This window comes from Luteimonas sp. GW821-FHT14E02, from assembly GCF_058803905.1.
Genome location: NZ_JBXAPK010000007.1, coordinates 133,437 through 156,458, shown reverse-complemented (window position 1 = coordinate 156,458; position 23,022 = coordinate 133,437). Strand labels below are relative to the sequence as shown.

Below are 23,022 nucleotides of genomic sequence, written 5' to 3'. Positions count from 1 at the left end.
CTCCGCGCTCCCCGCCAAAGGAGAGCGTCGATGAGTACCGAACAAATCGCCAAGCGTCTGGTCGAACTGTGCCGTGAGGGCAAGTACGAGGAAGCCCATAACGAGCTTTACGCCGAGGATGCCGTCAGTATCGAGATGGACGGCCTGCCGCCCGGCGCGCTCGGCAACGCCAAGGGCATGCCGGCGATCCGTGAGAAAAGCCGCCAATGGGCCGAAGGCATCGTCGAGATCCACGGCGGCAGCGTGGGTGATCCGATCATCGCCGGTGACTGGTTCAGCGTGGCCATGTCCATCGATGCCACCTACAAGCAGATGGGCCGCATGCCGATGCAGGAAATCTGCGTGTATCAGGTGCGCGACGGCAAGATTGTGCGCGAGCAGTTCTTCTACAACGTAGGCTGAGTTGCACGGCCCTGCGCGCCAAGGCGCGCAGGGCCTCTTTCTCGTCGCGTCGCGTCGCGCCTTGCTGATGCGCTATCGCGGGAGCCGACGATTCTTCAGTCGCTCAAAAAAGGAGACAGCACGCCTGTCGCCATTGCCAGGAACATCAGCAGAAGGATGCTTCCGAACAGCCCCATCAGCACCAACAGCGAAATGCCGAACGCCATCCAGTTGGAACGCGGCAGGTGATCGTCCGGCAGCAACGCGGCAATCTTTCCGCGCTGCCAGCGCGCGAGCGCCATCATGCTCACGACTTGCAGCGCGAGCACCCCCAGATCCATGACCCAGCCGCCGGGCAGAAAGATGCTGCTGGCGATGACCAGCGCGATCGCCGCCAGCGAGCCCCACAACACGCGCCTCGCCAGGGCCGGCCTGTCGACCGCGCGGTAATTGATCGCGATCAGGATGCCGCCCGCCAGTACCGTGCCGATGAACGTGGCCAGCCCGATTCCGGCCACCTTGAACAGCCTGGCGCCGGGCACGGCTCCGGCGGACGACAGCTCCTGCAACGATGCTGCCGGTGGCTGATACGGATTCAAATCCTCCATGCGTTCCCCAACGGATGGAAAGTGGCGCCGGCATTGTAGCCCCCGCACAAACGACAGGCCCGCCATTCGGCGGGCCTGTTTCGATGCGGCTGCGTCGGGCCTTACTCGATATCGAGGAAGCTGCGCAGCTGCTCCGAACGCGAGGGATGACGCAGCTTGCGCAGCGCCTTCGCCTCGATCTGGCGGATGCGCTCGCGGGTGACGTCGAACTGCTTGCCGACTTCCTCGAGGGTGTGGTCGGTGTTCATGTCGATGCCGAAGCGCATGCGCAGCACCTTGGCTTCCCGCGGCGTGAGGCCGGCGAGGACGTCGCGCACGGTTTCCGACAGGTTCGTGTTGGTGGTCGCGTCGATCGGGGACTCCACGTTGGTGTCCTCGATGAAGTCGCCCAGGTGCGAATCCTCGTCGTCGCCGATCGGCGTTTCCATGGAGATCGGTTCCTTGGCGATCTTCATGACCTTGCGGATCTTGTCCTCCGGCATGTCCATCTCTTTCGCCAGCTCTTCCGGCGTCGCTTCGCGGCCGAACTGCTGCAGCATCTGGCGCGAGATGCGATTGAGCTTGTTGATCGTCTCGATCATGTGCACCGGGATGCGGATGGTGCGGGCCTGATCGGCGATCGAACGCGTGATGGCCTGGCGGATCCACCAGGTGGCATACGTGGAGAACTTGTAGCCGCGGCGATATTCGAACTTGTCGACCGCCTTCATCAGGCCGATGTTGCCTTCCTGGATCAGGTCGAGGAACTGCAGGCCACGATTGGTGTACTTCTTGGCGATGGAGATCACCAGGCGCAGGTTGGCCTCGACCATCTCCTTCTTGGCCTTGCGGGCCTTGGCCTCGCCGTAGGCCATGGCACGGCTGATGTCCTTGATGTCGGCCAGGGTCACGTACATCGCTTTCTCGATCGCGATGGTGGCTTCCTGTTCGGCGATGATCTGGTCCTTCACCTCGCGCAGGCCCGAAGACCACTTCTGCTTGCGCTTGAGCACGTCGTCGACCCAGCCGAGGTTGGTCTGGTTGCCTTCCCAGGCGCGGATGAAGTCCTTGCGCGGCATCTTGGCGACGCGCGTGGACAGGTCGAGGATGCGGCGCTCGTGCTCCTTGATCTCGGCCAGCACTTCACGCAGCTTCCTCACCAACGTGTCGGTGAGCGCGAGCGGCAGCTTGAAGGTGACGAACTGTTCGGCCATCTCCTCGCGCAGCTTGATCACCGGCTTGGCGGCCGCGCCGTTCTTGGCGTAGGCCTTCTGGAACTTGAGATAGCCGGCCGCCAGCGCTTCCATGCGGCGCGCCACTTCGGCCGGATCGGGGCCGGTCGGACCGGTATCGTCGTCACCGCCGGCGCTTTCGTCGTCTTCCTCGTCGATCTCGGCATCGTCGTCGCTGCCGGCTTCGGCGGCGATCGGCGGCTCGGGTTCTTCCTCGACGAGATCATTGAAACCGACCACGATCTCGGCCAGGCGCTTCTTGCCCGCCTTGTGCAGTTCGTAGTCTTCCAGCAACAGCTGCACCGACCAGGGGAAGCTGGCCAGCGAGGACAGCATCTGGTTGAGGCCTTCCTCGATGCGCTTGGCGATGGCGATTTCGCCTTCGCGCGTGAGCAGTTCCACCGTGCCCATCTCGCGCATGTACATGCGCACAGGATCGGTGGTGCGGCCGCCCTCGCCGTCGAGCGCGGTCAGCGTGGCCGCGGCTTCTTCGGCCGCGGTGTCGTCGACTTCGCGATTGCCGGAATTGCCGTCGGCGAGCAGCAAGGTATCGGCGTCGGGCGCAACTTCGTGCACCTCGATGCCCATGCCGTTGATCATGCCGATGATGTCTTCGATCTGCTCCGGATCGACGAGGTCGTCGGGCAGATGATCGTTGACCTCGGCATAGGTCAGGTAACCCTGCTCCAGGCCCTTGCTGATCAGTTGCTTGATGTCGGACTGCGGAGCCGGACGTTCGTTGGCCATGTGGGGCGCCACCGGAAGAAGAGGAGAAGGGAACCCTGCATTATACCCGGTATGAGAGGGTACAGGGTCACGAAACGTTGCGCGTCGCCGGGATTTGGCGGCGTTTGCCGGGTGTGGACGGTCCCCTGGCCTTCCCGGATCGGCATCGTCTAACTGCGATCGCCGGTTCGTAGCAGGAAGGTCACCGGGCCGTCATTGACCAGGCTGACAGTCATATGGGCACCGAACTGCCCGGTTTCCACCCCCGGCGCGTGCTTTTCGCGGCAGACGGCGACCAGTTGGCTGAAGATCCGTTCAGCCTCGGCCGGCGCCGCGGCCGTGCTGAAGCCCGGGCGCATGCCCGAGCGGGTATCGGCGGCCAGGGTGAACTGGCTGACCAGCAGCAGCCCGCCTCCGCAATCGGCCAGAGAGCGGTTCATGCGCCCGGCCTCGTCGGCGAAGACCCGGTAGCCGAGGAGACGCTCGGACATGCGGGCGATGTCGGCCTCGCCGTCGCCGGGCTCGACCCCCACCAGCGCCAGCAGGCCGGGGCCGATGGCACCGATGGTGATGCCATCGACGGTGACGCTGGCGGAGGTGACGCGCTGGATCAGGGCGAGCATGTCGGCTGTGGACCCCGGAGGATGAATGGCCTGAGGAGCGCCATGGTCGCCGCGGCGCTAGCCGGAGCCAAGACCACCCGCCCATTCATGATTCAGCTTCCGCTGCATGCGGGACATGAAATCGGCGATGAGTCCGGGAGCCGGGAGCAGGGCGCGCATCTGCTTCCTGGTGCGGCGGCGCTTGTGCCAGAACCATCGCGTCCGGCGTTGCGGCGGCGTCAGCGCACCGGACACCAGCGCTTCGGCCGCATCCAGCACGCGCGCCGCCGAACGGCCATCGCGATAGGGATGGACCGTCTCCGCATATGCCTTCATCCCATCGCAGCGCTGTCGTCCATCGCCCGACAATGCCGCGGTCAGCGCCGCGTCGATGTGCTGCGGCCCTCTCACATCGATCATGAACGGCTGCGGCCTGTGATGCCGCACGGTCACGATCGGTTTGCCGAGCAGGGCGAATTCGTCGACGACCGACGTGGTGTCGCCCACCAGCGCCTGCGTGATGGGCAGAAGGCCGGGCAGAGATTCCGCATCGACGAAAACAGCGTTCTCGCCCACCAGTTCCTGATAGCGCTCGACGATATCCGGCGCCGACAACGGATGCAGGCAGAGCAGCCAGTAACGATCACCACGCTGCACCAGCGTTTCGATCGCCTGCAGGCATTCGCGTGACTGGCTCATCGGCGGATTGAAGGTCGAGGTGTACATCACGATCGGCCGCCCTCGCGCGGCGGCCAGCACCATGTCGCCAAGCGCTTCCCCAAGCCTCGGCTCACTTCCGAACAACACGTCGATCTTCGGCCATCCGGTTTCGACCACGACAAAATCTCCCCGCTCCCGCGCGACCTCGCGCAAGGGGCCGGTGGTGGCCGGTCCGTGCGTGCAGTAGAGATCGAACAATCCCTGCACGCGCAGTTGCCCTTCGCGGCGAGGATCGCGCTTGTGCATGTTCAATCCATGGAACACCTGGATCTGCAATCCAGGCAAGGCGCGTGGCGGTTCGTTGACCGTGCAGAACGTCGCATCGGCCGAGAACAGCCTGAGCTCGCGACTGCTGCGCAGACGCACTTCCTGTGGACGCAATCGCTTCGCCAAGGCATCGCACGCCAGCCATGCCACGCGATGTCCTCGTGCCAATGCCTCGTCGGCAAGCGGCCGCAAGATCGGCAGCGAATACAGCTCCGACGCAAGCAACAGATAGTTGCTCATCTCCCCTTCCCCCCGTTTTGTTACCCCTGGTACATCCCCGATCGCATCGTACATGCAGACATCCCTGCCGTCCGGGCCTTGTCGCCGTCCCACGCCGCTTCACCGGCTAGACTGAATAAATGACGAAATTCACCGCCTCCCTGCTGTACCTGCTCGCGACGATGGTCGGCCGCCTGCCGTGGTCGTGGCTGCGACGGCTGGGCAATGGCGCGGCCTGGCTCTGGCAGCGGGCGGACGCGCGCGAGAGCCGGGTGGCGCTGCGCAATCTCCAGCTCGCCTATCCCGACCAGACACCGGCGCAGCGCACGCAGATGTATCTGGTGATCCTGCGCACCACCGCCTACCAGGCACTGGAGACGCTGCGCTTCTGGACGCGGCCGCACGCCCAGAATCTGGCCCTGATCCGCGAGGCGCACGGCACCGATCGCTTCGCCGCCGCGATCGCGGCCGGTCGCGGCGTGATCGTCGCCGCGCCGCACTACGGCAACTGGGAGCTGCTGAACCAGTGGCTCGCGGCGAACGCCCCGCAGTTGGCGATTCTGTATCGCCCGCCGGAGTCGGCGGTCGGCGAGGCGTTCCTGCGCCGCGTGCGCGCCGACCAGGGCGGGCGGGCTGGTCAGAGCAATCGCGTGATGCAGGTGCGCGCCGAAGGCCCCGGCATCCGCCAGTTGTTCAGGGTGCTGAAGGATGGCGGCGTGGTCGGCATCCTGCCCGATCAGCAGCCGAAGGCCGGGGATGGCGAATTCGCGCCCTTCTTCGGCAAGCAGGCGCTGACCATGACCCTGCTCAACCGTCTCGCCGAGCGCACCGGCGCGGAAGTGCTGTTCGGCTACTGCGAACGCCTCGGCGCCGGGCCGGGATTCGCGCTCCGGTTCGATCCCGCGCCGCCCGAGATCGGATCGAAGGACCCGGTCGAAGGCGTGACGGCGCTCAATCGCGAAGTCGAGCGCATCGCACGGCGCGACCCGCCCCAGTACCAATGGACGTACAAGCGCTATACGCTGCGACCGCCCGGCACGGGCGAGGACAATCCCTACCGGGACCTGGAGTTGGACCGATGATCCACGTCAAGGAACGATCTGTGCGCGGCAGCATGCGCGGCTTCATGCACGCGGTGCGATGCTGGCCATGAACGCACCCGGCATCAGCGAAAGCGAATCCCTGCAAATGACGGACACCGCTCCCGTCACGCACGACGACATGCCCGATGACGGCTGGCAGGCCCTGCCGCCGCGGGCACGTGGGCTCTACATCGTCAGCACCGCGCTCGGTATCGCGGCGGCGGCGTGCGTGGTCGGCGTGATCCTGATCACGTCGCGGCTGTACGCGCCGACCTCCTACTTCCTGCCGGGTGCCGCATTGATCGGCACGCTGGTCGGCGCGCTCTACGGCAACCGCCGCTACATCAACACGCGCTGGCGGTTGAACGGCGATGGCTTCGCGCTGCGGCGCGGCAAGCTGTGGCAATTGGAAACGCGCGTGCCCGGCAGCCGCGTGCAGCATCTGGACCTCAAGCGCGGACCGATCGAACGCTACTGCCGTCTGGCGACGCTGGTAATTCACACCGCCGGCACCCGCCACAGTTCGGTCTCGCTGTCGGGCCTGGACGAACACGATGCGGAGTGGCTGCGCGATCGCCTCGCCAGCCAGACCGACGACGATGACGACGCCTGATCCGGACACTTCCGTGACATCCGCGCCATCCGCCGCATCCACGATGGGCGAATCGGAGCATCGCCTGCATCCGATGTCGTGGCTGTTCGTGATGCTGCAGCACATGCGCACGTTCATCGTGCCGCTGCTGGCGTTCCTGATCTTCGGGCGCACCGATCGCAACGAGTTGTGGTCGGTGGTGGTGATCTGCCTGGTCGCCGCCGCCTCGGTGTGGCGCTATCTCACCTACCACTACCGCATCAGCGCCGACAGCATCCTCATCAAGAGCGGCATCCTGCATCGCACCCTGCGGCAGATTCCGTTCTCGCGCATCCACAACGTCGCCCTGCACCAGACGCTGCTGCATCGCATCTTCGGCGTGGCCGAGGTGCGGCTGGAATCCGCGGGCGGGCACAAGCCCGAAGCGGAAATGCGGGTGCTCAAGCTCTCCGACGCGAACGCGCTGGAGGCACTGATCCGGCGTCGCGGCACCGTCGCATCCGCCGATGTCGAAGTGCAACCCGTGGCCGTGCAGGCCCCGCTGTCGCAGCTGCACCCCGGCAGCGACGGCGTGCTGCTGACATTGCCCACCAGCGAAGTGCTGCGGCTGGGCGTGATCTCCAACCGCGGCATGCTGGTCTTCGGTGCGGCGCTGGTCGCGGCCTCGCAGCTGCACGTGCAATTGCCCGATGCGGTGGCGCAGCGCTGGACGCAGGCGCTGAACTATTTCTTCGGACATTTCGGCATCAGCCAGGTCGCGGCGGTGCTGATCGTGCTCGCGCTCGGATTCTTCGTGCTGCTGCGCCTGCTGTCGGTATCGCTGGCGCTGCTGCAGTACACCGGCTTCCGGCTCGAACAGCAGGGACGGCGGCTGACCGTCACGCGCGGGCTGCTGACACGCCTGCGCACCAGCGCGGCACGGCGGCGCATGCAGGCGTTCCAGCTGCAGGAAACCGTGCTGCACCGGATGTTTTCGCGGCGCTCGCTGAAGGTCGACACGGCGGTGTCCGGCTCGCATCACGACGACCGCACGTTCCGCGAACTCGCGCCCGTCGCCTCGCCCGAAGTCTGCGATGCGCTGGTGCGTCATCTGCTGCCGGGCGGCACGTGGCCGCCATCGCGCTGGCGACCGCTGCATGCGCACGCGTGGCTGCGGTTGTCGTTGCCGGGCGTGCTGCTGTCGCTGGTGCTGACGGCCGCTCTGTACTGGCGCTACGGCACCTGGGGACTGCTCGGACTGGCCTGGCTGCTGCCGGCCGTGTTCGTCGCCTGGCAGCACGCGCGCCGTGCCGGCTATGCCGTCGACGACACGCTGGTGGCGATCCGCAGCGGCTGGTGGTCGCGGCGCTGGCGCTTCGCCGAACTCGACAAGCTGCAGGTGCTGTTGCTGCATCGCTCGCCGCTCGACCGCATGCTCGGCATGGCCTCGCTGTCCTTCGACACGGCCGGCGCCGATCCGACCAAGTCGTCGCTGCGGTTGCGCTTCCTGCCCGTGGAGGAGGCGCGTGAGTTGCTGGTCAGGCTCGGGCGCGAGGTGGCGCGGCGGCCTTTGCGCTGGTGATTTCGTCGAGCGTCGACGAGGCTCTCAGTGCTCCGGCAATAACATCCGCATCGTCGCGCGCGCCTTCAATTTGCGCCACAGACTGTGCCTGCGTGGCCGCAAGGGGCCGAAACCGCCCGCCAGCAACCGCTCCGTCGCTTCGATCACGCGCTGCGCGGAGCGACCGTCACGCGCCGGATGAATCTGCGCGATGTATTCGCGGATCGCCTGCATCAGCGCCGGCGACCGCGACAACGCGACATCGATCGCGGCATCCACCTCTTCCGGCGTCTGCACGTCCAGCAAAGACGGCCGCGGCCGCCGCGTGCGCAAAGTGACCACCGGCTTGTCCAGCAGCAGGCACTCCTCAATCACCGAGGACGTGTCGCAGACCAGCACGTCGGTCGCGCGCAGCATGTCCAGCAGATCGGGCGCCTCAAGGAAGCGCGCGTGCTCACCGGCCAGCGCGCGATAGGCGGCGAACAGTTCCGGCGGGCATTTCGGGTGCAGGGTCAGTAGCCAGTAGCGGTCGCCGCGCGCGATCAGTTCCGGCAGCACCGTCAGCAGGGCCGGCGCCGCGCTCAAGGATTCGGTGAAGGTGGACGCCACCATCGCCACCGGTCGCCCGCCCGCGGCGACGCGCAGGGCATCGGCGGCGGGCGAAGGCGCGAACAGCGGATCGAGCTTCGGCCAGCCGGTCTCGGCGACAGCGAAGTCGCCATGTTCGCGCGCCAGCGCGGCGAAGCGCGGCGTGGTCGCCGGGCCATGCGTGCAGTACAGATCGAACAAGCCGCGAATGCGGAAATGACCACGCCCGGCATCATCGCGTTTGTCGATGTTCAGGCCGTGGAACAGCTGCACCTGCTTGCCCGGCAACTGCGGCGGGATGCGGTGCACGGTCGCGAACGTCGCATCCGCGGCGAAGGCGCGCAGCGCGGTGCGGCTGGCGATGCGCGGTTCGTCGGCGTGTAATCGCGGCGCGACGGCATCATCGCAGAGCCAGCCGACCCGATGCCCGGCGGCCAGCGCCGCGGCCGCCACCGGGCGCAGCACCGGTAGCGAATACAACTCGGAGGCGAGCAGCAGATAGGCGGACATGCGCGGCAAGATACGCGATTCGCCAAGCGCGCGTCCCGCCTTGACGCCGCATGTGCGGATTCTGATAAGACACGACCTCATAAGACACGAGCCCGCAAAACACGGGCCGGCCGTGCGCATGCGGTAAGGTACGCGCCGGTTCCATGATTCGGTGTTCGAGCCCCGTCCGATGTCCCGTCCCGCGCCTGTCCCGAACATGCATGTCAAGCCCGCCTCGAACTGGTTGCTGGCCGCGGCCTGCGTGCTCGTCTGCGCGCTGCTGGCGATCGCGCTGGATCACGGCGTCCAGGTCGGCCGCGAGAACCACGCCGGCCTGATCCCGGTGGTGCGGCGTCTGCTCGATCCGGCCTACCTGCCGGGCGACTTCGGCATCGAGATCCGCGCCCATCACCACCGCATCTTCGCGCTGATGGTGGCGGGGCTGGCCAAACCGCTGGGCGAAACCGGCGCCTTCGTCGCGCTCACGTTCGCCGGCTACGCGCTGATCTTCGCCGCGTTGTGGTGCCTCGGCGGCATGCTGTCGCTACCACGCGGACGGCGCCTGTTGCTGGCGGTGGCGCTGGCGACGGGCTTCGCCTTCCTCGACCACGGCGTGGAGGCCAACCGCTTCCTCGGCAACGGCCCGATCATGCCGCCGACCTTCGCGCACGCCTTCCTCGTCTTCGCCATCGCGGCATTGGTGCGCGGGCGCTGGAATCTCGCCTTCGCGCTATCGGGCGCGGTGGCGCTGGTGCATCTGCAGATCGGCGGCATCTGGCTGCTGGCGATGGCGATCGAGGCGACACGGCAAGGCGTCTGGCGACGACTTGCCGCGTGGCTGCCGGGATTGATCGCGGCACTGGTGATCGCATCGCCGGCGCTGTTCGATCTGATCGCGCTGGCGCGACAGGGCCTGACGCAGCAGATGGGCGCGATGCAGGATGTCGCCTTCCGCATGCCGCAGCATTTCCAGTTCCACGGCAATCGCGTCGCCGCGGTGCTGCTCTATCTCGGACTGTTCGCGTGGCTGTGGCGACGCTGGCGTCGGGATGGCGACGTGCGCGCGACGCTATTCACGCCGCTGCTGTCGATGGCGATCATCCTGATGGCCTTCACCCTGCTGCACTACGCCGATTACTACCTGTTGAAGACCGGCTGGATCGCGCGCATCCAGCTGCTGCGGCTGAGCGTGTTCGTGCCGGTGCTGGCGGCCTTCGCGCTGCTGGCGATCCGGTTGCCATCCGCGAACAAGCGCGAGATCTGGCCGTGGGTGGTCGCGGCGCTGTTCGCGCTCGCCGCGATGGGTTCGGATATCGGCAAGGGACAGCCGCCGTCGCTGGGCGTGGTCGATGCCTCGCGCGCCGAGCGCAACTGGGCGCAGCTGTGCGACTGGCTGCGCGCGCAGGGGCCGCGCGTGCTGTATGCCTCGCCGCCGGGACACACCGGTTTCACCGCATGCAGCGACCGCTCGACCCTGGTGGAATTCAAGATCAATCCCGACGGCGGCGCCGGACGCGCGGCGTGGTTGCAACGCCTGCGCGCGGTGGCGGGCGGTGATCTGCCGGCCAGTTCGAGCCGCGCCGGTGTCGCCGAAGCACTCGATGTCGCCTATGCGCGGCTGCCTCCGGCGGGCTTCGCCGCGCTCACACGCGATTACGGCGTGGGCGCCGCCGTCGTCCCGACTGGAAGCCCGCTGCAAGGCCGCGAGCTGTACCGTAACGAGGGTTACCGCGTCATCGCGCTGGATGCGCCCTCACCGAACACGACGCCATGAACGCATCCGCACATCCGGTGACTTCCGCTTGCCGGCTTTCCGCATGCGTGATCGCGTTCAACGAGGAAGATCGCATCGGCGACTGCCTCGCCTCGTTGGCGTTCTGCGACGAGATCGTGGTGGTGGACTCGGGTTCGACCGATCGCACGCGCGCTATCTGCGAACAGGCGGGCGCGCGCGTGCTGCAACGCGCCTTCGATGGCTTCCGCAGCCAGAAACAATTCGCCGTCGACCAGGCCACGCACGACTGGGTGCTCTGCCTGGACGCCGACGAACGCGTCAGCGATGCCTTGCGCGCCGCCATCCAGGACGCGCAATCGCGCGGCTTCGCGGATGCGGCCGGCTATCGTTTCGCGCGCCTGTCCGAATATTTCGGCAAGTTCCTGCGCCACGGCAACGCCTATCCCGACCGCGTGCTGCGCCTGTTCGACCGCCGTCGCGGCGGCTGGCGCGGCAAGCGCGAGATCCACGAAACCGCCAGCGTCGACGGCGACGTGCGCACCCTGCCCGGCGATCTCGTCCACTACCCCTATCGTTCCTTCGAACAGCTGCTGCACAAGACCGAACGCTACGCCCGCATGATGGCCGAACACGAATTCGCCCGCGGCAAGCGCGCCTCCCTGGCCAAGCTGATTCTTTCGCCCGCATGGCGCTTCTGGCGCGGTTACGTATTCCGCGGCGGTTTTCTAGACGGCTGGCACGGTTTGGTCTACGCCTATGTGCGCGCCAACTACGTGCGCCAGAAAACCATCATGTTGTGGCTGCTGCAGCACGGCCGGCCGTTGCAGACACCGCGCGATTGAACCGGCGCGCCTGGCGGGATGTTCAAAGCATCCCGCTGTCAGCCGGGGCTCGCCATCGCCGTCGCGATCCCGGACAATGCCGTGGAACCGACCCCGATGTCTAGGCAGCCCCCGGCCCATCGAGCGCATGAACCGAACCCTCGCCACTGGTGATGCCGACGCGCTCCGATCGCATCCCCTCCCCATCCGCGAAGCGACAGGCGCCATGAGCACCTCGTTCGCGGTCGTCATCGCCAATCACAACTATCGCGATTTCATCGCCGAGGCCGTCGACAGCGCGCTCGCGCAGACGCGCGCGCCCAGGCAGGTGATCGTGGTCGACGACGGCTCCACCGACGGTTCGGCGGAACTGCTGCAACAGCGCTACGGCGGCGATCCGCGCGTTCGACTGCTGCGCGTCGCCAACGGCGGGCAGCTGTCGGCATCGCGCCAGGGCGTCGCGCTCGCCGACGCCGACGTGGTCTGCTTCCTCGATTCCGACGACCGCTGGGACGCGAACTACCTCGAACAGATCGGCGCGATCTACGACAGCCGCAAGGATGTCGATTTCGTCTTCAGCGACATGCGGATGTTCGGCAAGAAAACCGACCGCATCAGCTTCGCCGACCGCCCGGTCGATCTGGCCTATACCGTGCTCAGCACCTACCTGCTGCACACCTGGTACGGCGCGCCGACCTCGGCGCTGAGCCTGCGCAGGCGCTGGGCGCGGCAGGTGCTCGATCTGCCCGACGAGAAACTCAAGGCCTGGCGCCTGGCGACCGACAACTGCGTGGTGTTCGGCACCAGCATCCTCGGCGCACGCAAATATTTTCTGCCGACCGGCGCCGTGCATTACCGCATCCACGGCAACAACGACTGGTGGAGCGACCAGGGCAAGCACCGCGATTTCGCCAACAGCCTACGCACGCGCTGCCTGATCGAGTTCTACGCGCGCAGTTGCGGTGTCAGCGAACGATTGCTGGACATGGCTCGGCACGAATACCTGATCAAACCCGATCCGCCGAGGGAAGAAACCGAGCGCTACGCGAAACTTCTTGCCATGCGCGAGGGCCCATGGTGGACGCGTTGGCGGCGTTCACACTCTCTTTTGAAGCGAGCCGGCAAGGAAGCGCCATGACCGTCAGTGCCGAAAGAATCAGTGCCGCAAGAATCAGCGTGATCCTGCTCACCTACAACTGGCCCGAAGCATTGGGGCTGGCGCTGGACGCGTTGGCGCGGCAGACGCTGTTGCCGCTCGAAGTCATCGTCGCCGACGACGGTTCGGCCGAACCGACGCGCGCGCTGGTGGAATCGCGCATGGCTGATTTTCCGGTACCGCTGCGCCACGTCTGGCACGAGGATCGCGGCTTCCGCGCCGGCGCCGCCCGCAATCGCGGCATGGCGGCCAGTCGCGGCGATTACGTGGTGCTGCTAGACGGCGACATGCTGGTGCATCCGCATTTCCTGGCCGACCACGCGGAGTTCGCCGCGCCGGGCTGCTTCCTCGCCGGCGGACGCCTGCGCGCCAGCATGCGCGAGACCACGCGACTGCTGGCCGGCGGCCGCCTGCGTTTCGACATGCTGATGGATGGCATCTTCGATGCGCCGCACGACTTCCGCCGCTATCACGCCTTGCGCTGGAACGCGCTTGCGGAACGCAAGGCGCGTCGGCCAGGACGCGTGATGAGCTGCAACATGAGCTTCTGGCGCAGCGACGTGCTGGCGGTGAACGGTTTCGACGAGCGACTGGAAGGCTACGGCAGCGAGGACCTGGAACTGGCCGCACGCCTGCGCAACGCTGGCGTGCGGCAGAAGCAGCTCAAGTTCACCGCGCTCGCGGTGCACCTGGATCACAAATCGCGCGCACCGATCGATCCGGACGACATGAGCATGCCGAACAACCGTTTCCTGCACGAAACCAAGAAGCGGAAGCTGACGCGTTGCGATCGCGGAATCGACCAGTATCTCGACGAGGCAGGCGCTCAGTCCAAGGTCTGAAGCGCGCCGAGCAGCCTGTTCGGAAAATCGCAGGCATTGTCTTCGAACCACGTCCGGGCATTCGCGCCCAGGCGCACGCGCTCCTCCTCGGACATGGCGATGCAACGTTCGATCGCCTGCTCCATGGCGGACAGATCGAAATCGTAGAGTGTCGCCAGTTCCTGCTTCCCGGTTGCATGCGCCGACACCAGCACGCCGCGTTCGGCGGTCACCAGTTCGTTCATCGGCTCGGCGTCCGTGGTGATCGTGACGCCGCCGATGCTCAGGCTTTCCACCAGCGAATGCCCGTAGCCTTCCGTTTGCGACGGGCAGAGGTGGAAGAGGCTGGCGTTCTGCAGCTGTCGCAGCTGCGCGTCCTCGAGATAGTCGCGGATCATGCGCACGTTGGCCGGCAGCGGCGGCAGTTCGACGCGCTTGCGGCGCCAGACCACGGTCAGCAGCGGCCATTCCGGATGCCGCGCCCACAGTTCGAGCAGCGGCAGCGTTCCCTTGTTGCCACTGCGACCGGGGCCGTGGAAGAACGTGGCTTCGCGCGCCACGCTGGCATCGCGGCAATCGGCGGCGGTGAAGCCGACGTAGCGCGTGCGGCAACCGAGTTCGCCGAAGATGCGTTCGGCATGACGGGTCTTGGCCAGCACCAGATCGAAGTCGCGCAGATGTCCGAGCCATTCGGCACGCAGCCATTCCGGATTGGGCAGCAGCACGTTGTGCCGCGCCTGCCCGAACATGTCCGCACGCACGTGCTCGATCATCAGATTGATGTCGTAGCCCGCGTTGAGCTGGCCGGTAAACCAGCCGCGCCACAACCGCTGCAGGCGGGCTCGCGCGCGTCGCAGGCGATTGCCCAGGCGGCTGCGATGCCCCAGTCCGGTCACCGTGACCCTGTAATCGGCATTACTGAAGATGTCGGCCAACAGTTGCAGATCGCGGCTGAGGCCGGCGCCGTTGTCACGGGCGATCAGGTTGAGGCTCTTCATCGCAGCTGGCTTCATCGCAGCGATGGTAGCCGACGGATGACAACCGCAGGCGACTGACGACGCGGGCGCGGACTCAATTCTCGTCCCGCTCGTCCACCTGGCTGCGCGATTCGGCATCGGTCGGCTCGCATCCCGGAATCCACGCCGCCTGCGTCACCAGCCACCAGCGCCGCCGATTCGACATGCCGGCGAATTCGGCGCGCTTGCGATCCACGCAATGCGTCAGCGCCGGTTCCTGCACCAGCAGGTAGCGCGACTCCGGCTTTTGCGCCAGCCAGGTGATGCCCTGTTCGAGCTGTTCGCTCCAAGGCATCTTGAAGCCGAAGTTCGCGGCGGGGCGATCGGCCATCAGCAGGTTCTGTTCCTTCCAAGCCACCAGGCCGAGCTCGGCTCGCGGACCGATGCGCTCGCCGACGGACTGCATCAAACCGCGCGCGGAGGAGGAATCGTTGAGCAACGGCTGCACGAACAATCCCACCACCACCCACAGGCCGGCCAATGTCGACACCAAGGCCATCACCGGACGCCGCCGTCCGAACCACAGCAGGCAGAGGAAGCCCCACACGCCGATCGGCAGCAGCGTCGCCGCCAGTCCGCGCGCGCCGTCGGTGAAACCGCGGTCGACTGTCAGCCTCTCCTCAAAAGATGGGTGGCCGAACCACATCGCCAGCGCCAGCCCGGTGATCACCACGGCCAGCAGCGCCGTGCTTGCGAGCGCCAGGCGTCGCGGCCACGGACGTCGCAGGATGCCAGCCAGCAGCGGCGCCAGCGCCAGGCACAGCATCGGCAGCGCCGGCAGGATGTACATGTCGCGCTTGCCGGAGGGCAGGGAGAAGAACACCAGCACCAGCAACCACCACGCCAGCGGCAGCAGATAGCGCGCATCGCGCCGGCGCAGGCGCCGCAGCCACGGCTTCAGCGCCCACGGCACGACGAGGATGGTCGGCAGCCACGCCGTGATCATCACGGTCAGGAAATACCAGGGCGGATGCGCATGATCCCAGGAGGCGCCGTAACGCTTGGCGGTCTGCTTGAACAGGATGTCGTCGAGATAGGCCTGGTACTCGGGCGATGCCTGGCCCAGCGCGGCGATCAGCATCGGCACCAGCCACACACAGGCCGCGGCGACGAACGCGAGCGGTCCGAGCCAGAACTTCGCGCGACCCGCATGCACGCGCACGCCTGGCCATCCGCGCAGCGAGGCGATGCCGGCCGGGATCAGCATCAGCAGTGCGATGAAGCCCACGCCCTTGGTGATCGTGCCCAGGCCCGCCGCCGCCCAGCCCAGCGCCCACATTCGCCAATCCGGTCCGCCGCCGCGCGCAAGCACGTGACGCAGCAGTCCGTAGTTGGCCAGCGTGATCCAGAACACCACCAGCGGATCGATCTGCGCCTTCTTCGATTGATACGTGAACTGGAACGCGAACAGCAGCGCATACGCGGCGTACAGCCCGACGCGCGGCGTCCACAACCTGCGGCCGAGGTCGTACACGCACCACAGCGTGCCGAGCGAGGCCAGCAGCGGCGGCAACAGGAAGGCGATGCGCAGATTGCCGGTGAGGCTGTAGAACAGCGCCTGCAGCCACATGAACAACGGCGGCTTGTCCGAATACAACTCGATGCCACGATGCGGGAACAGCCAGTTCCCGCTTTCCACCATCTGCTTGGCGGCCAGGGCGAAGCGCGGCTCGTCGGCGGGCCAGGGATCGCGCAGGCCCAGGCCGGCACCGAGCACGACCAGGGCGATCAGGGCCAGAATCCAGAATTCGCGATGACTGCGTGTCTTGAGCATGGCGCGAAATGATAGCGATGCTGCTTGTCGGAAAACCGTTCGGAAAATCGTTCTGATCTGTCCTGGCCGCTCTCCCGCCAGCGGGGGACGGGCTCAGGAATGTTTGCGCAAACGGGCGTAGAAGAATCCGTCGCCGCCACCCTCGCCTGTCAGGCGTTGCCGACCCGCGCCGGAAGCCCGGCCGAAACGGTCGTCCAGCGATTCGGGCACCGCGTCGGGCGTCCGCGCCAGGAAGGCGTCGATCTGCGCGGCATTCTCGGCCTTGAGGATCGAGCAGGTCGTGTAGACCAGCACGCCGCCGGGACGCAGCACCCGCCAGCCTGCGTCCAGCAGGCGCGCCTGCAATCCGCACAGGGCCTCGATGTCGGAAGCGCGTCGATGCAGCAGCACATCGGGCTGTCGCCGCACGATACCGGTGGCCGAACAGGGCGCATCCAGCAGGACCGCATCGAACGGTTCGCCATCCCACCAGGCGCCGGGCTCGGTCGCATCGGCGGCGCGCAGGATCGCATTCGCGCCGACACCCAGGCGCGCGAACGCGTCGCGGACACGGTCGAGACGTTTCGCATCGATGTCGAGACCGGTCACGGACAACGTGGCGTCGCGTTCCAGCAGATGCGCCGCCTTGCCGCCCGGTGCGACGCAGGCATCGAGCACGCGCATGCCCGTCCCGAGCTGCAATGCATCGGCAACGGTCTGCGCGGCGATGTCCTGCACCGACACGTCGCCCTCGGAGAATCCCGGCAGCGCGGCCACCGCGATGCTGGCATCGAGACGAATGGCCTCGGGGACTTCCTCGACGGTCTCGCAAGCAATGCCCGCCTCGGCAAGACGCTGCAGGTAAGCCTCGCGCGTGCCGTGCTGGCGGTTCACGCGCAGCCATAGCGGCGCCGGTTCCATGCCGGCGCTGAAGATCGCCTCCGCGTCTTCCGGCCAGTCCGCGCGGATGCGTTCGCGCAGCCATGCGGGCCAGAGCGCGTCGGCGGGCAATGCCGGCAAGCCTTCGCGCTGCGCGCGTCGCAGCAAGGCATTGACCAGCCCCGCCTGATGCGCGCGCCCGAGAGCGCGCGCCGCATCCACCGTCGCCGACAGCACGGCATGCGGCGGCAGCGCCAGCGCATCGAGCTGCGCGAAGCCTGCGTACAGCAGCATTCGCAACTCGTCGTCACGCTTGCCCAGCGGCTTCTGCATCCAGGCCGACAGCGCGGCGTCGTAGCGCGCACGGCCGCGCGTCACCGCGAAGCAGATGGCTTCGACCAGCGCGCGATCGCGCGGATCGGACAAGGTGGGCAATATCCGCGCGAATTCCGCTTTCAGCGAACGGCCGCGACGCAACACCGCATCGAGCACGCGCACCGCGGCGACACGCGGTTCGACACCCGCGACCTGAGGGAGATTGCTGCTCAAAAATAACCGCCTTCGGCCTCGCGCCACATCTCGTAGCCTTCCAGCTCCTCGGGAGACACCGTGGAGGCCTGGATGAAGATCGCCCCGCTGTTCGCGAACGTTCCGCTCGAGACTGGCATGTGCCCCACGCCGAGCGGCGCATCCTCACGCATCTCGGCACCCTCGATCAGGGCTTCGATTCCGTGGAGGCGCAGTGACGATTCATCGAGAGACAAAGGGCAGGCGTCGTAGACATTGCTGTAGCGCCGGATATGCACGCCGTATTCGTCGCGCTTGAGGATTTTCAGGACGGCATACCCGTGATGTCCCCAGGGCGTCGCGTACAGACCGCCTTCGACCCAGTCGCTCGCGGATTCCGCGTTCGGCCTCGCCTTGCCGCCAGCGCCGAACAGTTTGGTCAGAAATCGCGGAATCATCGCAGCGCCCTCATCCTGCGGCCGTCACGAAGCCGCCGCGAGATCACGCCGCGCGTTGAGGTAATCGGCCGCGGTGATGATCTTGCCGCCATCGCGCTGCAGCGTGCGGATACGCAACGCGCCCTCGGCGCAGGCGATGTCGAGACCGTCGCGGCCGGCCGCGAGCACGCTGCCCGGTGCGCGGCCATGCGCGAGCGGCAATGCGATCGCGGCGTGGATGCGCAGGCGCTCGCCGGCGATCTCCGCTTCGGCCACCGGCCACGGCTGGAACGCGCGCACCTTGTTGGCGAGTGTCGTCGCCGGCAGCGACCAATCGAGTTTGGCTTCGGATTTCTCCAGCTTGTGCGCGTAGGTGACGCCAGCCTCCGGCTGTGGACGCGGCACCGGCCGGATGCCGGCGCGCAGCAGGCCGAGGCCGTCGGCGAGCACCTGCGCGCCGAGTTCGGCGAGACGATCATGCAGTTGCCCGCCGGTGTCCTGCTCGCCGATGGCCAGCGATTGCGAGAGCAGCACCGGTCCGGTGTCGAGGCCGGCCTCCATCTGCATCAGGCACACGCCGGTCTCGCGATCACCGGCTTCGATGGCGCGCTGGATCGGCGCGGCACCGCGCCAGCGCGGCAGCAGCGAGGCGTGCACGTTCCAGCAACCGAAGCGCGGAATCTCGAGAATCTTGCGCGGCAGGATCAGCCCGTAGGCCACCACCACCATCAGGTCGGGCTGCAGGGCCTTGAGCGCATCGCGCGAGACCTGCGACTTCAGCGTTTCCGGCTGCAGCACAGTGATGCCGCGCTCCAGCGCCGCCAGCTTGACCGGTGAAGGCGTCAGCGCGCGGCCACGCCCCGCGGGGCGATCGGGCTGCGTGTAGACCGCCACCACTTCCTGCCGCGACGCGGCGGCGCGCAGCGAAGGAACGGCGAAATCGGGGGTGCCGGCGAAGACGATGCGCATGGAGGGGAATTCGGCCTTGTGATCTGAACTTGTGATCTGAAAGAGCGTAATGCTAGCGACTTGTCATCCCAGCGAAAGCTGGGACCCAGCTTGCTTTTCACGGAGTTCGCGCGTGTGCTCCGCGATCGAAAGCCAAAGGCCAAATGGGTCCCGGCTTTCGCTGGGGCGACGAAGTGGGGGAATCACGACGGGAAGTGAAGCGCACCTCCCCGCACCGGCGACGATCAGTCGTGATCCTTCCGCAGCTTCTCGTACTTCTTCATCGCCCGCTCGCGCTTCAGCGGCGAGAGGTGATCGATGAACAGACGCCCGTCGAGATGATCGACCTCGTGCTGGATGCAGGTCGCCAGCAGATCATCCACTTCCAGCACGAACAATTTGCCATGACGGTCCAGCGCCTCGACCTCGATGCCGTCTGCACGCGTGACATCGGCATAGATGCCCGGAATCGACAGACAGCCCTCCTGATGCACGCGCAACTGCTCGGTGCGCTTGCGGATCACGGGGTTGATGAAAACGAGCGGGCTGTCACGGCCTTCGCTGACGTCGATCACCATGAAGCGCTCGTGCACGTCGACCTGCGTGGCGGCCAGGCCGATGCCCGGCGCCTGGTACATGGTCTCGAACATGTCATCGAGCAGCTTCTGGAATTGCGGCTCGTGAATGCGGGCGGCATCGATGCCGTCGGCGTGATTGCGCAGGCGCGGATGCGGAAATTCGAGGATCGGCAGCAGGGACATGACGGTAAAAGGGTGGCGATGGTCACAACAGAGGACCTATTCTGCAATTGTAACGCTGCAAAGGTTGCCTCTGGCTGACCTGTGTCGGCTATAGTTGACCAGGCTAGACAGGGGAAATTCCAAGGGGAGCGGTTAGATGGCTGGCAAGTTTGGAAGCCTTTCTCAAAGGCTGCGTACCGTATTTACCGTCGCACTGCTGACGGTCGCGACCTACGCCACCGCACAGACACTGCGCGAGGGCCACCCGGATACCTACGTCGTCAAGCGCGGCGATACGCTGTGGGACATCGCGGGCAAGTTCCTGCAACGCCCGTGGCTGTGGCCGGAGATCTGGCAGGCCAATCCGCAGATCCGCAATCCGCACCTGATCTATCCGGGTGATGTGATCAGCCTGGCTTATCTGGATCGCGTGCAGCAGGCCCAGGTCCAGCCTGGCCCGCGCGCCGAGCCCGAGCCGATCAACGCGATCCCGCTGGCGGACGTGGAGAAGTTCCTCAAGGACCTGCGCGTGGTCGACAAGTTCGACGACCTGCCCTACGTCGTCGGCCTGGAGGAAGACCACCTGCGCACCACGCAGGGCCGCGTGGCCTACATCCGCAAGCTCACGGCCCAGCCCGGCGACCGCTTCCTGGTGGTGCGCCCGACCGTGCGCTACCGCGAGATCAAGCGCCGCGGCCTGTGCTGCGACCGTATGCAGACCGCCGATCTCGATTTCCGCGGCCGCCGCACGCCTGATTTCGGCACCTACTGGTCGAACGTGGTGTTCCCGGACAAGGGCAAGGAGCTGCTCGGCTACGAGCTGCAGCGCGTGAACGCCGGCACTGTCACCCGTGGCGAAGGCTCCGGCATCCAGGCCAGCACCCTGCTGCTGGACGAGAGCAACCGCGAGGTGCGCATCGGTGATCGCCTGATCCCGGTCGACGCGCAGCAATACGACCTGCAGTTCTTCCCGCATCCGCCCAAGCAGGACACCAAGTACGGCAAGGCGCGCGTGCTGGCGGTGGCCGACAGCCTGCAAAACGCCGGCCCGCGCGACGTGATCGCGATTTCCGTCGGCAGCCGCGAAGGCGTGGACAACGGCACCGTGTTCTCGCTGTGGCGCGAAGGCAGCCAGACCGTGGACCGCGTCGAGAAGGGCGCCGATCGCGACCCCGACACCGTGTTCTTCGAGAACAAGGTGCGCCTGCCGGACGAGTTCGCGGGCCACGTCATCGTCTTCCGCACGTTCGAGAAGATGAGCTACGGGCTGGTGATGGACAGCGTGAAGCCGACCAAGGTCGGTTACCACCTCAAGCATCCCGACGCGACGCTCTGATCGCCTCGCCCGGCGCGCCACGGCGAACCGGGAAAACCCTACGCAACATCGCGGCGGCGCCTTCGGGGCGCCGTCGTCGTTTCGGCCTACGCTATGGCGCATGAGCGAGACGAATCACGAAGCGCTGTTGCGACTGCTGACCACAGGCGGCGCCAGCCAGCCGCGCCGGCAACTGCTGGAACTGCACGGCACGCCGCAGGCGGCCGTCGAAGCGGGCGCGCGCGCCTGGCGCATCGCCGGGCTGGATGAGGCGCAGATCCGGGCCCTCGACGCCCCGCCACCGGAAGCCGTCGCCGAACACCGGCGCGCGCTGGACTGGCTGGCCGGTCCGGATCACCACCTGATCGGCTGGCACGATCCCGACTACCCCGCGCTGCTGCGCCGCGTCGGCAATCCGCCGCTGGCCTTGTTCGTGGCCGGCGATCCGGGCCTGCTCTGGCACCCGATGGTCGCCGTGGTCGGCAGCCGTTCACCTTCGGCCGGCGGGCGCGACAACGCCTACGACTTCTCGCGGGCGCTGGCGGCCTCCGGGCTCGGCGTCGTCAGCGGCCTCGCCGCCGGCATCGACACCGCCGCGCACGAGGCCGCCCTGGATGCGGGTGCGATCACGGTCGCCGTGCTCGGCAGCGGCATCGATGTCCCGTATCCCCGCGAAAACACCGGGCTGCACGCCCGGATCGCCGCCGCCGGCGCGGTCGTCAGCGAGCATCCGCCCGGCACCGCGGCGCGGCGCGAGCACTTCCCCAGCCGCAACCGCATCATCGCCGGGCTGGCGCTGGGGACGCTGGTGGTCGAGGCGGCCGAGCGCTCCGGCGCCCTGATCACCGCCCGGCTGGCCACCGAGGCCGGCCGCGACGTGTTCGCCGTGCCCGGCTCGATCCACAACCCGATGGCGCGTGGCTGCCACCGCCTGATCCGGGACGGCGCCGGCCTGGTGGAAAGCGCCAGCGAGGTGGTCACCGCCATCGCCCCGCTGGCCGTGGAACTGGGCGAGGCCTTGCGCGGGCGCCTGTCGGCCCCCATGACAGGGGCCGGGAATGACCAGAAAACGACGATCTCCGGCTCCGCCGCCGACCCGCGGCTCGATGACCCCGACTACAACCGCTTGTGGGAGGCCCTCGGCCACGACCCAACCGGTATGGATCGGCTGGTCGAGCGCACCGGATTGACGGCCGCCGAATTGTCTTCCATGCTGCTGCTCATGGAGCTGGAAGGCCGTGTGATCGCCAAGCACGGTCGTTATTCCCGAAAGTCTTGTCACGACGCGTCTACGGACGCAGGCCGGGGGAAATGAAAGAGAGCATCCTGGACGTCCTGCTCTACCTGTTCGAACACTACTTCACCGAAGACGCGGACCTCGTCCGCGATCGCGACTCCCTCCAGAACGGCCTGCTCCAGGCCGGTTTCAGCCCCGCCGAGATCAACAAGGCCTTCGACTGGCTCGATGCCCTGGCCGAGCAGCGGCCGAGCGCCGCGCATCCGCGCGCCGGCGGCCCGACCCGCGTCTTCTTCGGACCGGAGCTGGACAAGCTCGACGTGGAGTGTCGCGGCTTCCTGCTGTTCCTGGAACAGCACGGCATCCTCAATGCCGACCAGCGCGAGTTGGTGCTCGATCGCGCCATGGCGCTGGATCAGGACGAACTCGATCTCGACGACCTGAAATGGGTCGTGCTGATGGTGCTGTTCAACCAGCCGGGCATGGAAGCGGCCTACGCCTGGATGGAAACGCAGATCTTCGCCGACGAACCCGAGCCGGTGCACTGAACCCGCGAGGCGGCCGCGTCGCCGCTTCGCCCGCAACCCTCTGATCACTGTCCCGCGTCGACACCTCCAGTCGACGCGCTTGCG

22 protein-coding genes are annotated in these 23,022 nt (G+C 66.9%); 11 read left to right on the top strand and 11 right to left on the bottom strand.

What is annotated here, in order from left to right:
• Nucleotides 1-30 precede the first annotated feature (30 nt).
• Entirely contained in the window at nt 31-402 is a 372-nt protein-coding gene (locus AC1RNP_RS13200; protein WP_493051726.1) for a SnoaL-like domain-containing protein, read from the top strand.
• Nucleotides 403-497: 95 nt separating this feature from the next.
• On the opposite strand, the gene AC1RNP_RS13195 is transcribed toward AC1RNP_RS13200, so the two are convergent.
• From AC1RNP_RS13195 to AC1RNP_RS13180, 4 genes are all read right to left on the bottom strand, one after another.
• A complete protein-coding gene (locus tag AC1RNP_RS13195; protein WP_493051725.1) occupies nt 498-989 on the bottom strand; it encodes a hypothetical protein in 492 nt (163 codons plus the stop codon).
• Nucleotides 990-1,090: 101 nt separating this feature from the next.
• Nucleotides 1,091-2,947: an RNA polymerase sigma factor RpoD gene (gene rpoD, locus AC1RNP_RS13190; protein WP_493051724.1), complete on the bottom strand. Its 1,857-nt coding sequence runs from the start codon at nt 2,945-2,947 to the stop codon at nt 1,091-1,093.
• A gap of 149 nt (nt 2,948-3,096) precedes the next feature.
• Entirely contained in the window at nt 3,097-3,549 is a 453-nt protein-coding gene (dtd, locus tag AC1RNP_RS13185; RefSeq protein WP_493051723.1) for a D-aminoacyl-tRNA deacylase, read from the bottom strand.
• Nucleotides 3,550-3,606: 57 nt separating this feature from the next.
• Nucleotides 3,607-4,755, bottom strand: a complete 1,149-nt coding sequence (locus AC1RNP_RS13180) for a CDP-glycerol glycerophosphotransferase family protein (protein WP_493051722.1) — start codon at nt 4,753-4,755, stop codon at nt 3,607-3,609.
• Nucleotides 4,756-4,874: 119 nt separating this feature from the next.
• On the opposite strand from AC1RNP_RS13180, the gene AC1RNP_RS13175 reads away from it, so the two are divergent.
• From AC1RNP_RS13175 to AC1RNP_RS13165, 3 genes are all read left to right on the top strand, one after another.
• Nucleotides 4,875-5,816: a lauroyl acyltransferase gene (locus AC1RNP_RS13175; RefSeq protein WP_493051721.1), complete on the top strand. Its 942-nt coding sequence runs from the start codon at nt 4,875-4,877 to the stop codon at nt 5,814-5,816.
• Nucleotides 5,817-5,883: 67 nt separating this feature from the next.
• Entirely contained in the window at nt 5,884-6,429 is a 546-nt protein-coding gene (locus AC1RNP_RS13170; protein WP_493051720.1) for a PH domain-containing protein, read from the top strand.
• A gap of 43 nt (nt 6,430-6,472) precedes the next feature.
• On the top strand, nt 6,473-7,969 hold the full coding sequence (locus AC1RNP_RS13165; protein WP_493051836.1) for a PH domain-containing protein: 1,497 nt from the start codon (nt 6,473-6,475) through the stop codon (nt 7,967-7,969).
• Nucleotides 7,970-7,993: 24 nt separating this feature from the next.
• Here the strand turns inward: AC1RNP_RS13165 and AC1RNP_RS13160 are convergent, their stop codons facing one another.
• Entirely contained in the window at nt 7,994-9,046 is a 1,053-nt protein-coding gene (locus tag AC1RNP_RS13160) for a UDP-N-acetylglucosamine 2-epimerase (protein WP_493051719.1), read from the bottom strand.
• A gap of 196 nt (nt 9,047-9,242) precedes the next feature.
• Here AC1RNP_RS13160 and AC1RNP_RS13155 point away from each other — a divergent pair, with 196 nt between their 5' ends.
• From AC1RNP_RS13155 to AC1RNP_RS13140, 4 genes are all read left to right on the top strand, one after another.
• Entirely contained in the window at nt 9,243-10,799 is a 1,557-nt protein-coding gene (locus AC1RNP_RS13155; RefSeq protein ID WP_493051717.1) for a DUF6798 domain-containing protein, read from the top strand.
• Nucleotides 10,796-11,602, top strand: coding sequence for a glycosyltransferase family 2 protein (locus tag AC1RNP_RS13150; RefSeq protein ID WP_493051716.1), 807 nt, complete (start codon nt 10,796-10,798; stop codon nt 11,600-11,602). Before AC1RNP_RS13155 ends, AC1RNP_RS13150 begins: the two co-directional genes overlap by 4 nt.
• A 205-nt stretch (nt 11,603-11,807) precedes the next feature.
• Nucleotides 11,808-12,719 (top strand): glycosyltransferase family 2 protein, encoded by a 912-nt coding sequence (locus AC1RNP_RS13145; RefSeq protein ID WP_493051715.1) that lies wholly within the window; start codon nt 11,808-11,810, stop codon nt 12,717-12,719.
• Nucleotides 12,716-13,579, top strand: a complete 864-nt coding sequence (locus AC1RNP_RS13140) for a glycosyltransferase family 2 protein (RefSeq protein WP_493051713.1) — start codon at nt 12,716-12,718, stop codon at nt 13,577-13,579. The genes AC1RNP_RS13145 and AC1RNP_RS13140 overlap by 4 nt, the downstream gene beginning before the upstream one ends.
• Here AC1RNP_RS13140 and AC1RNP_RS13135 read toward each other — a convergent pair.
• The 6 genes from AC1RNP_RS13135 to def form a co-directional block, all read right to left on the bottom strand.
• Nucleotides 13,564-14,571, bottom strand: a complete 1,008-nt coding sequence (locus tag AC1RNP_RS13135; protein ID WP_493051712.1) for a glycosyltransferase — start codon at nt 14,569-14,571, stop codon at nt 13,564-13,566. The genes AC1RNP_RS13140 and AC1RNP_RS13135 overlap by 16 nt on opposite strands.
• 58 nt (nt 14,572-14,629) lie before the next feature.
• The gene (locus tag AC1RNP_RS13130; protein ID WP_493051710.1) at nt 14,630-16,348 is read right to left on the bottom strand and encodes an ArnT family glycosyltransferase; all 1,719 of its coding nucleotides are present in this window, start codon (nt 16,346-16,348) and stop codon (nt 14,630-14,632) included.
• A gap of 93 nt (nt 16,349-16,441) precedes the next feature.
• Nucleotides 16,442-17,755: a 16S rRNA (cytosine(967)-C(5))-methyltransferase RsmB gene (rsmB, locus tag AC1RNP_RS13125; protein ID WP_493051709.1), complete on the bottom strand. Its 1,314-nt coding sequence runs from the start codon at nt 17,753-17,755 to the stop codon at nt 16,442-16,444.
• Nucleotides 17,752-18,171 carry a hypothetical protein gene (locus tag AC1RNP_RS13120; RefSeq protein WP_493051708.1) on the bottom strand — a complete coding sequence of 140 codons (420 nt, stop codon included), beginning with the start codon at nt 18,169-18,171 and terminating at the stop codon, nt 17,752-17,754. Before AC1RNP_RS13120 ends, rsmB begins: the two co-directional genes overlap by 4 nt.
• Nucleotides 18,172-18,195: 24 nt before the next feature.
• Nucleotides 18,196-19,119, bottom strand: a complete 924-nt coding sequence (gene fmt / locus AC1RNP_RS13115) for a methionyl-tRNA formyltransferase (RefSeq protein WP_493051707.1) — start codon at nt 19,117-19,119, stop codon at nt 18,196-18,198.
• Between the two features lie 224 nt (nt 19,120-19,343).
• A complete protein-coding gene (def, locus tag AC1RNP_RS13110) occupies nt 19,344-19,859 on the bottom strand; it encodes a peptide deformylase (protein ID WP_493051705.1) in 516 nt (171 codons plus the stop codon).
• A gap of 136 nt (nt 19,860-19,995) precedes the next feature.
• Here def and AC1RNP_RS13105 point away from each other — a divergent pair, with 136 nt between their 5' ends.
• The 3 genes from AC1RNP_RS13105 to AC1RNP_RS13095 all read left to right on the top strand — a co-directional run bounded on the left by AC1RNP_RS13105 (nt 19,996) and on the right by AC1RNP_RS13095 (nt 22,938).
• Nucleotides 19,996-21,174 (top strand): LysM peptidoglycan-binding domain-containing protein, encoded by a 1,179-nt coding sequence (locus AC1RNP_RS13105; protein WP_493051704.1) that lies wholly within the window; start codon nt 19,996-19,998, stop codon nt 21,172-21,174.
• 100 nt (nt 21,175-21,274) lie between these two features.
• Nucleotides 21,275-22,468, top strand: coding sequence for a DNA-processing protein DprA (dprA, locus tag AC1RNP_RS13100; RefSeq protein WP_493051703.1), 1,194 nt, complete (start codon nt 21,275-21,277; stop codon nt 22,466-22,468).
• Nucleotides 22,465-22,938 (top strand): DUF494 family protein, encoded by a 474-nt coding sequence (locus AC1RNP_RS13095; RefSeq protein WP_226469515.1) that lies wholly within the window; start codon nt 22,465-22,467, stop codon nt 22,936-22,938. The genes dprA and AC1RNP_RS13095 overlap by 4 nt, the downstream gene beginning before the upstream one ends.
• Nucleotides 22,939-23,022 lie beyond the last annotated feature (84 nt).

Coding starts and splice junctions, on each gene's coding strand:
- dtd (WP_493051723.1), bottom strand. CDS start 3,549: ATGCTCGCCCTGATCCAGCGCGTCACCTCCGCCAGCGTCACCGTCGAT.
- AC1RNP_RS13170 (WP_493051720.1), top strand. CDS start 5,884: ATGAACGCACCCGGCATCAGCGAAAGCGAATCCCTGCAAATGACGGAC.
- AC1RNP_RS13180 (WP_493051722.1), bottom strand. CDS start 4,755: ATGAGCAACTATCTGTTGCTTGCGTCGGAGCTGTATTCGCTGCCGATC.
- AC1RNP_RS13175 (WP_493051721.1), top strand. CDS start 4,875: ATGACGAAATTCACCGCCTCCCTGCTGTACCTGCTCGCGACGATGGTC.
- AC1RNP_RS13200 (WP_493051726.1), top strand. CDS start 31: ATGAGTACCGAACAAATCGCCAAGCGTCTGGTCGAACTGTGCCGTGAG.
- AC1RNP_RS13150 (WP_493051716.1), top strand. CDS start 10,796: ATGAACGCATCCGCACATCCGGTGACTTCCGCTTGCCGGCTTTCCGCA.
- AC1RNP_RS13145 (WP_493051715.1), top strand. CDS start 11,808: ATGAGCACCTCGTTCGCGGTCGTCATCGCCAATCACAACTATCGCGAT.
- AC1RNP_RS13155 (WP_493051717.1), top strand. CDS start 9,243: ATGCATGTCAAGCCCGCCTCGAACTGGTTGCTGGCCGCGGCCTGCGTG.
- def (WP_493051705.1), bottom strand. CDS start 19,859: ATGTCCCTGCTGCCGATCCTCGAATTTCCGCATCCGCGCCTGCGCAAT.
- AC1RNP_RS13095 (WP_226469515.1), top strand. CDS start 22,465: ATGAAAGAGAGCATCCTGGACGTCCTGCTCTACCTGTTCGAACACTAC.
- AC1RNP_RS13130 (WP_493051710.1), bottom strand. CDS start 16,348: ATGCTCAAGACACGCAGTCATCGCGAATTCTGGATTCTGGCCCTGATC.
- rpoD (WP_493051724.1), bottom strand. CDS start 2,947: ATGGCCAACGAACGTCCGGCTCCGCAGTCCGACATCAAGCAACTGATC.
- AC1RNP_RS13120 (WP_493051708.1), bottom strand. CDS start 18,171: ATGATTCCGCGATTTCTGACCAAACTGTTCGGCGCTGGCGGCAAGGCG.
- AC1RNP_RS13105 (WP_493051704.1), top strand. CDS start 19,996: ATGGCTGGCAAGTTTGGAAGCCTTTCTCAAAGGCTGCGTACCGTATTT.
- AC1RNP_RS13165 (WP_493051836.1), top strand. CDS start 6,473: ATGGGCGAATCGGAGCATCGCCTGCATCCGATGTCGTGGCTGTTCGTG.
- AC1RNP_RS13140 (WP_493051713.1), top strand. CDS start 12,716: ATGACCGTCAGTGCCGAAAGAATCAGTGCCGCAAGAATCAGCGTGATC.
- AC1RNP_RS13195 (WP_493051725.1), bottom strand. CDS start 989: ATGGAGGATTTGAATCCGTATCAGCCACCGGCAGCATCGTTGCAGGAG.
- fmt (WP_493051707.1), bottom strand. CDS start 19,119: ATGCGCATCGTCTTCGCCGGCACCCCCGATTTCGCCGTTCCTTCGCTG.
- AC1RNP_RS13160 (WP_493051719.1), bottom strand. CDS start 9,046: ATGTCCGCCTATCTGCTGCTCGCCTCCGAGTTGTATTCGCTACCGGTG.
- dprA (WP_493051703.1), top strand. CDS start 21,275: ATGAGCGAGACGAATCACGAAGCGCTGTTGCGACTGCTGACCACAGGC.
- AC1RNP_RS13135 (WP_493051712.1), bottom strand. CDS start 14,571: ATGAAGCCAGCTGCGATGAAGAGCCTCAACCTGATCGCCCGTGACAAC.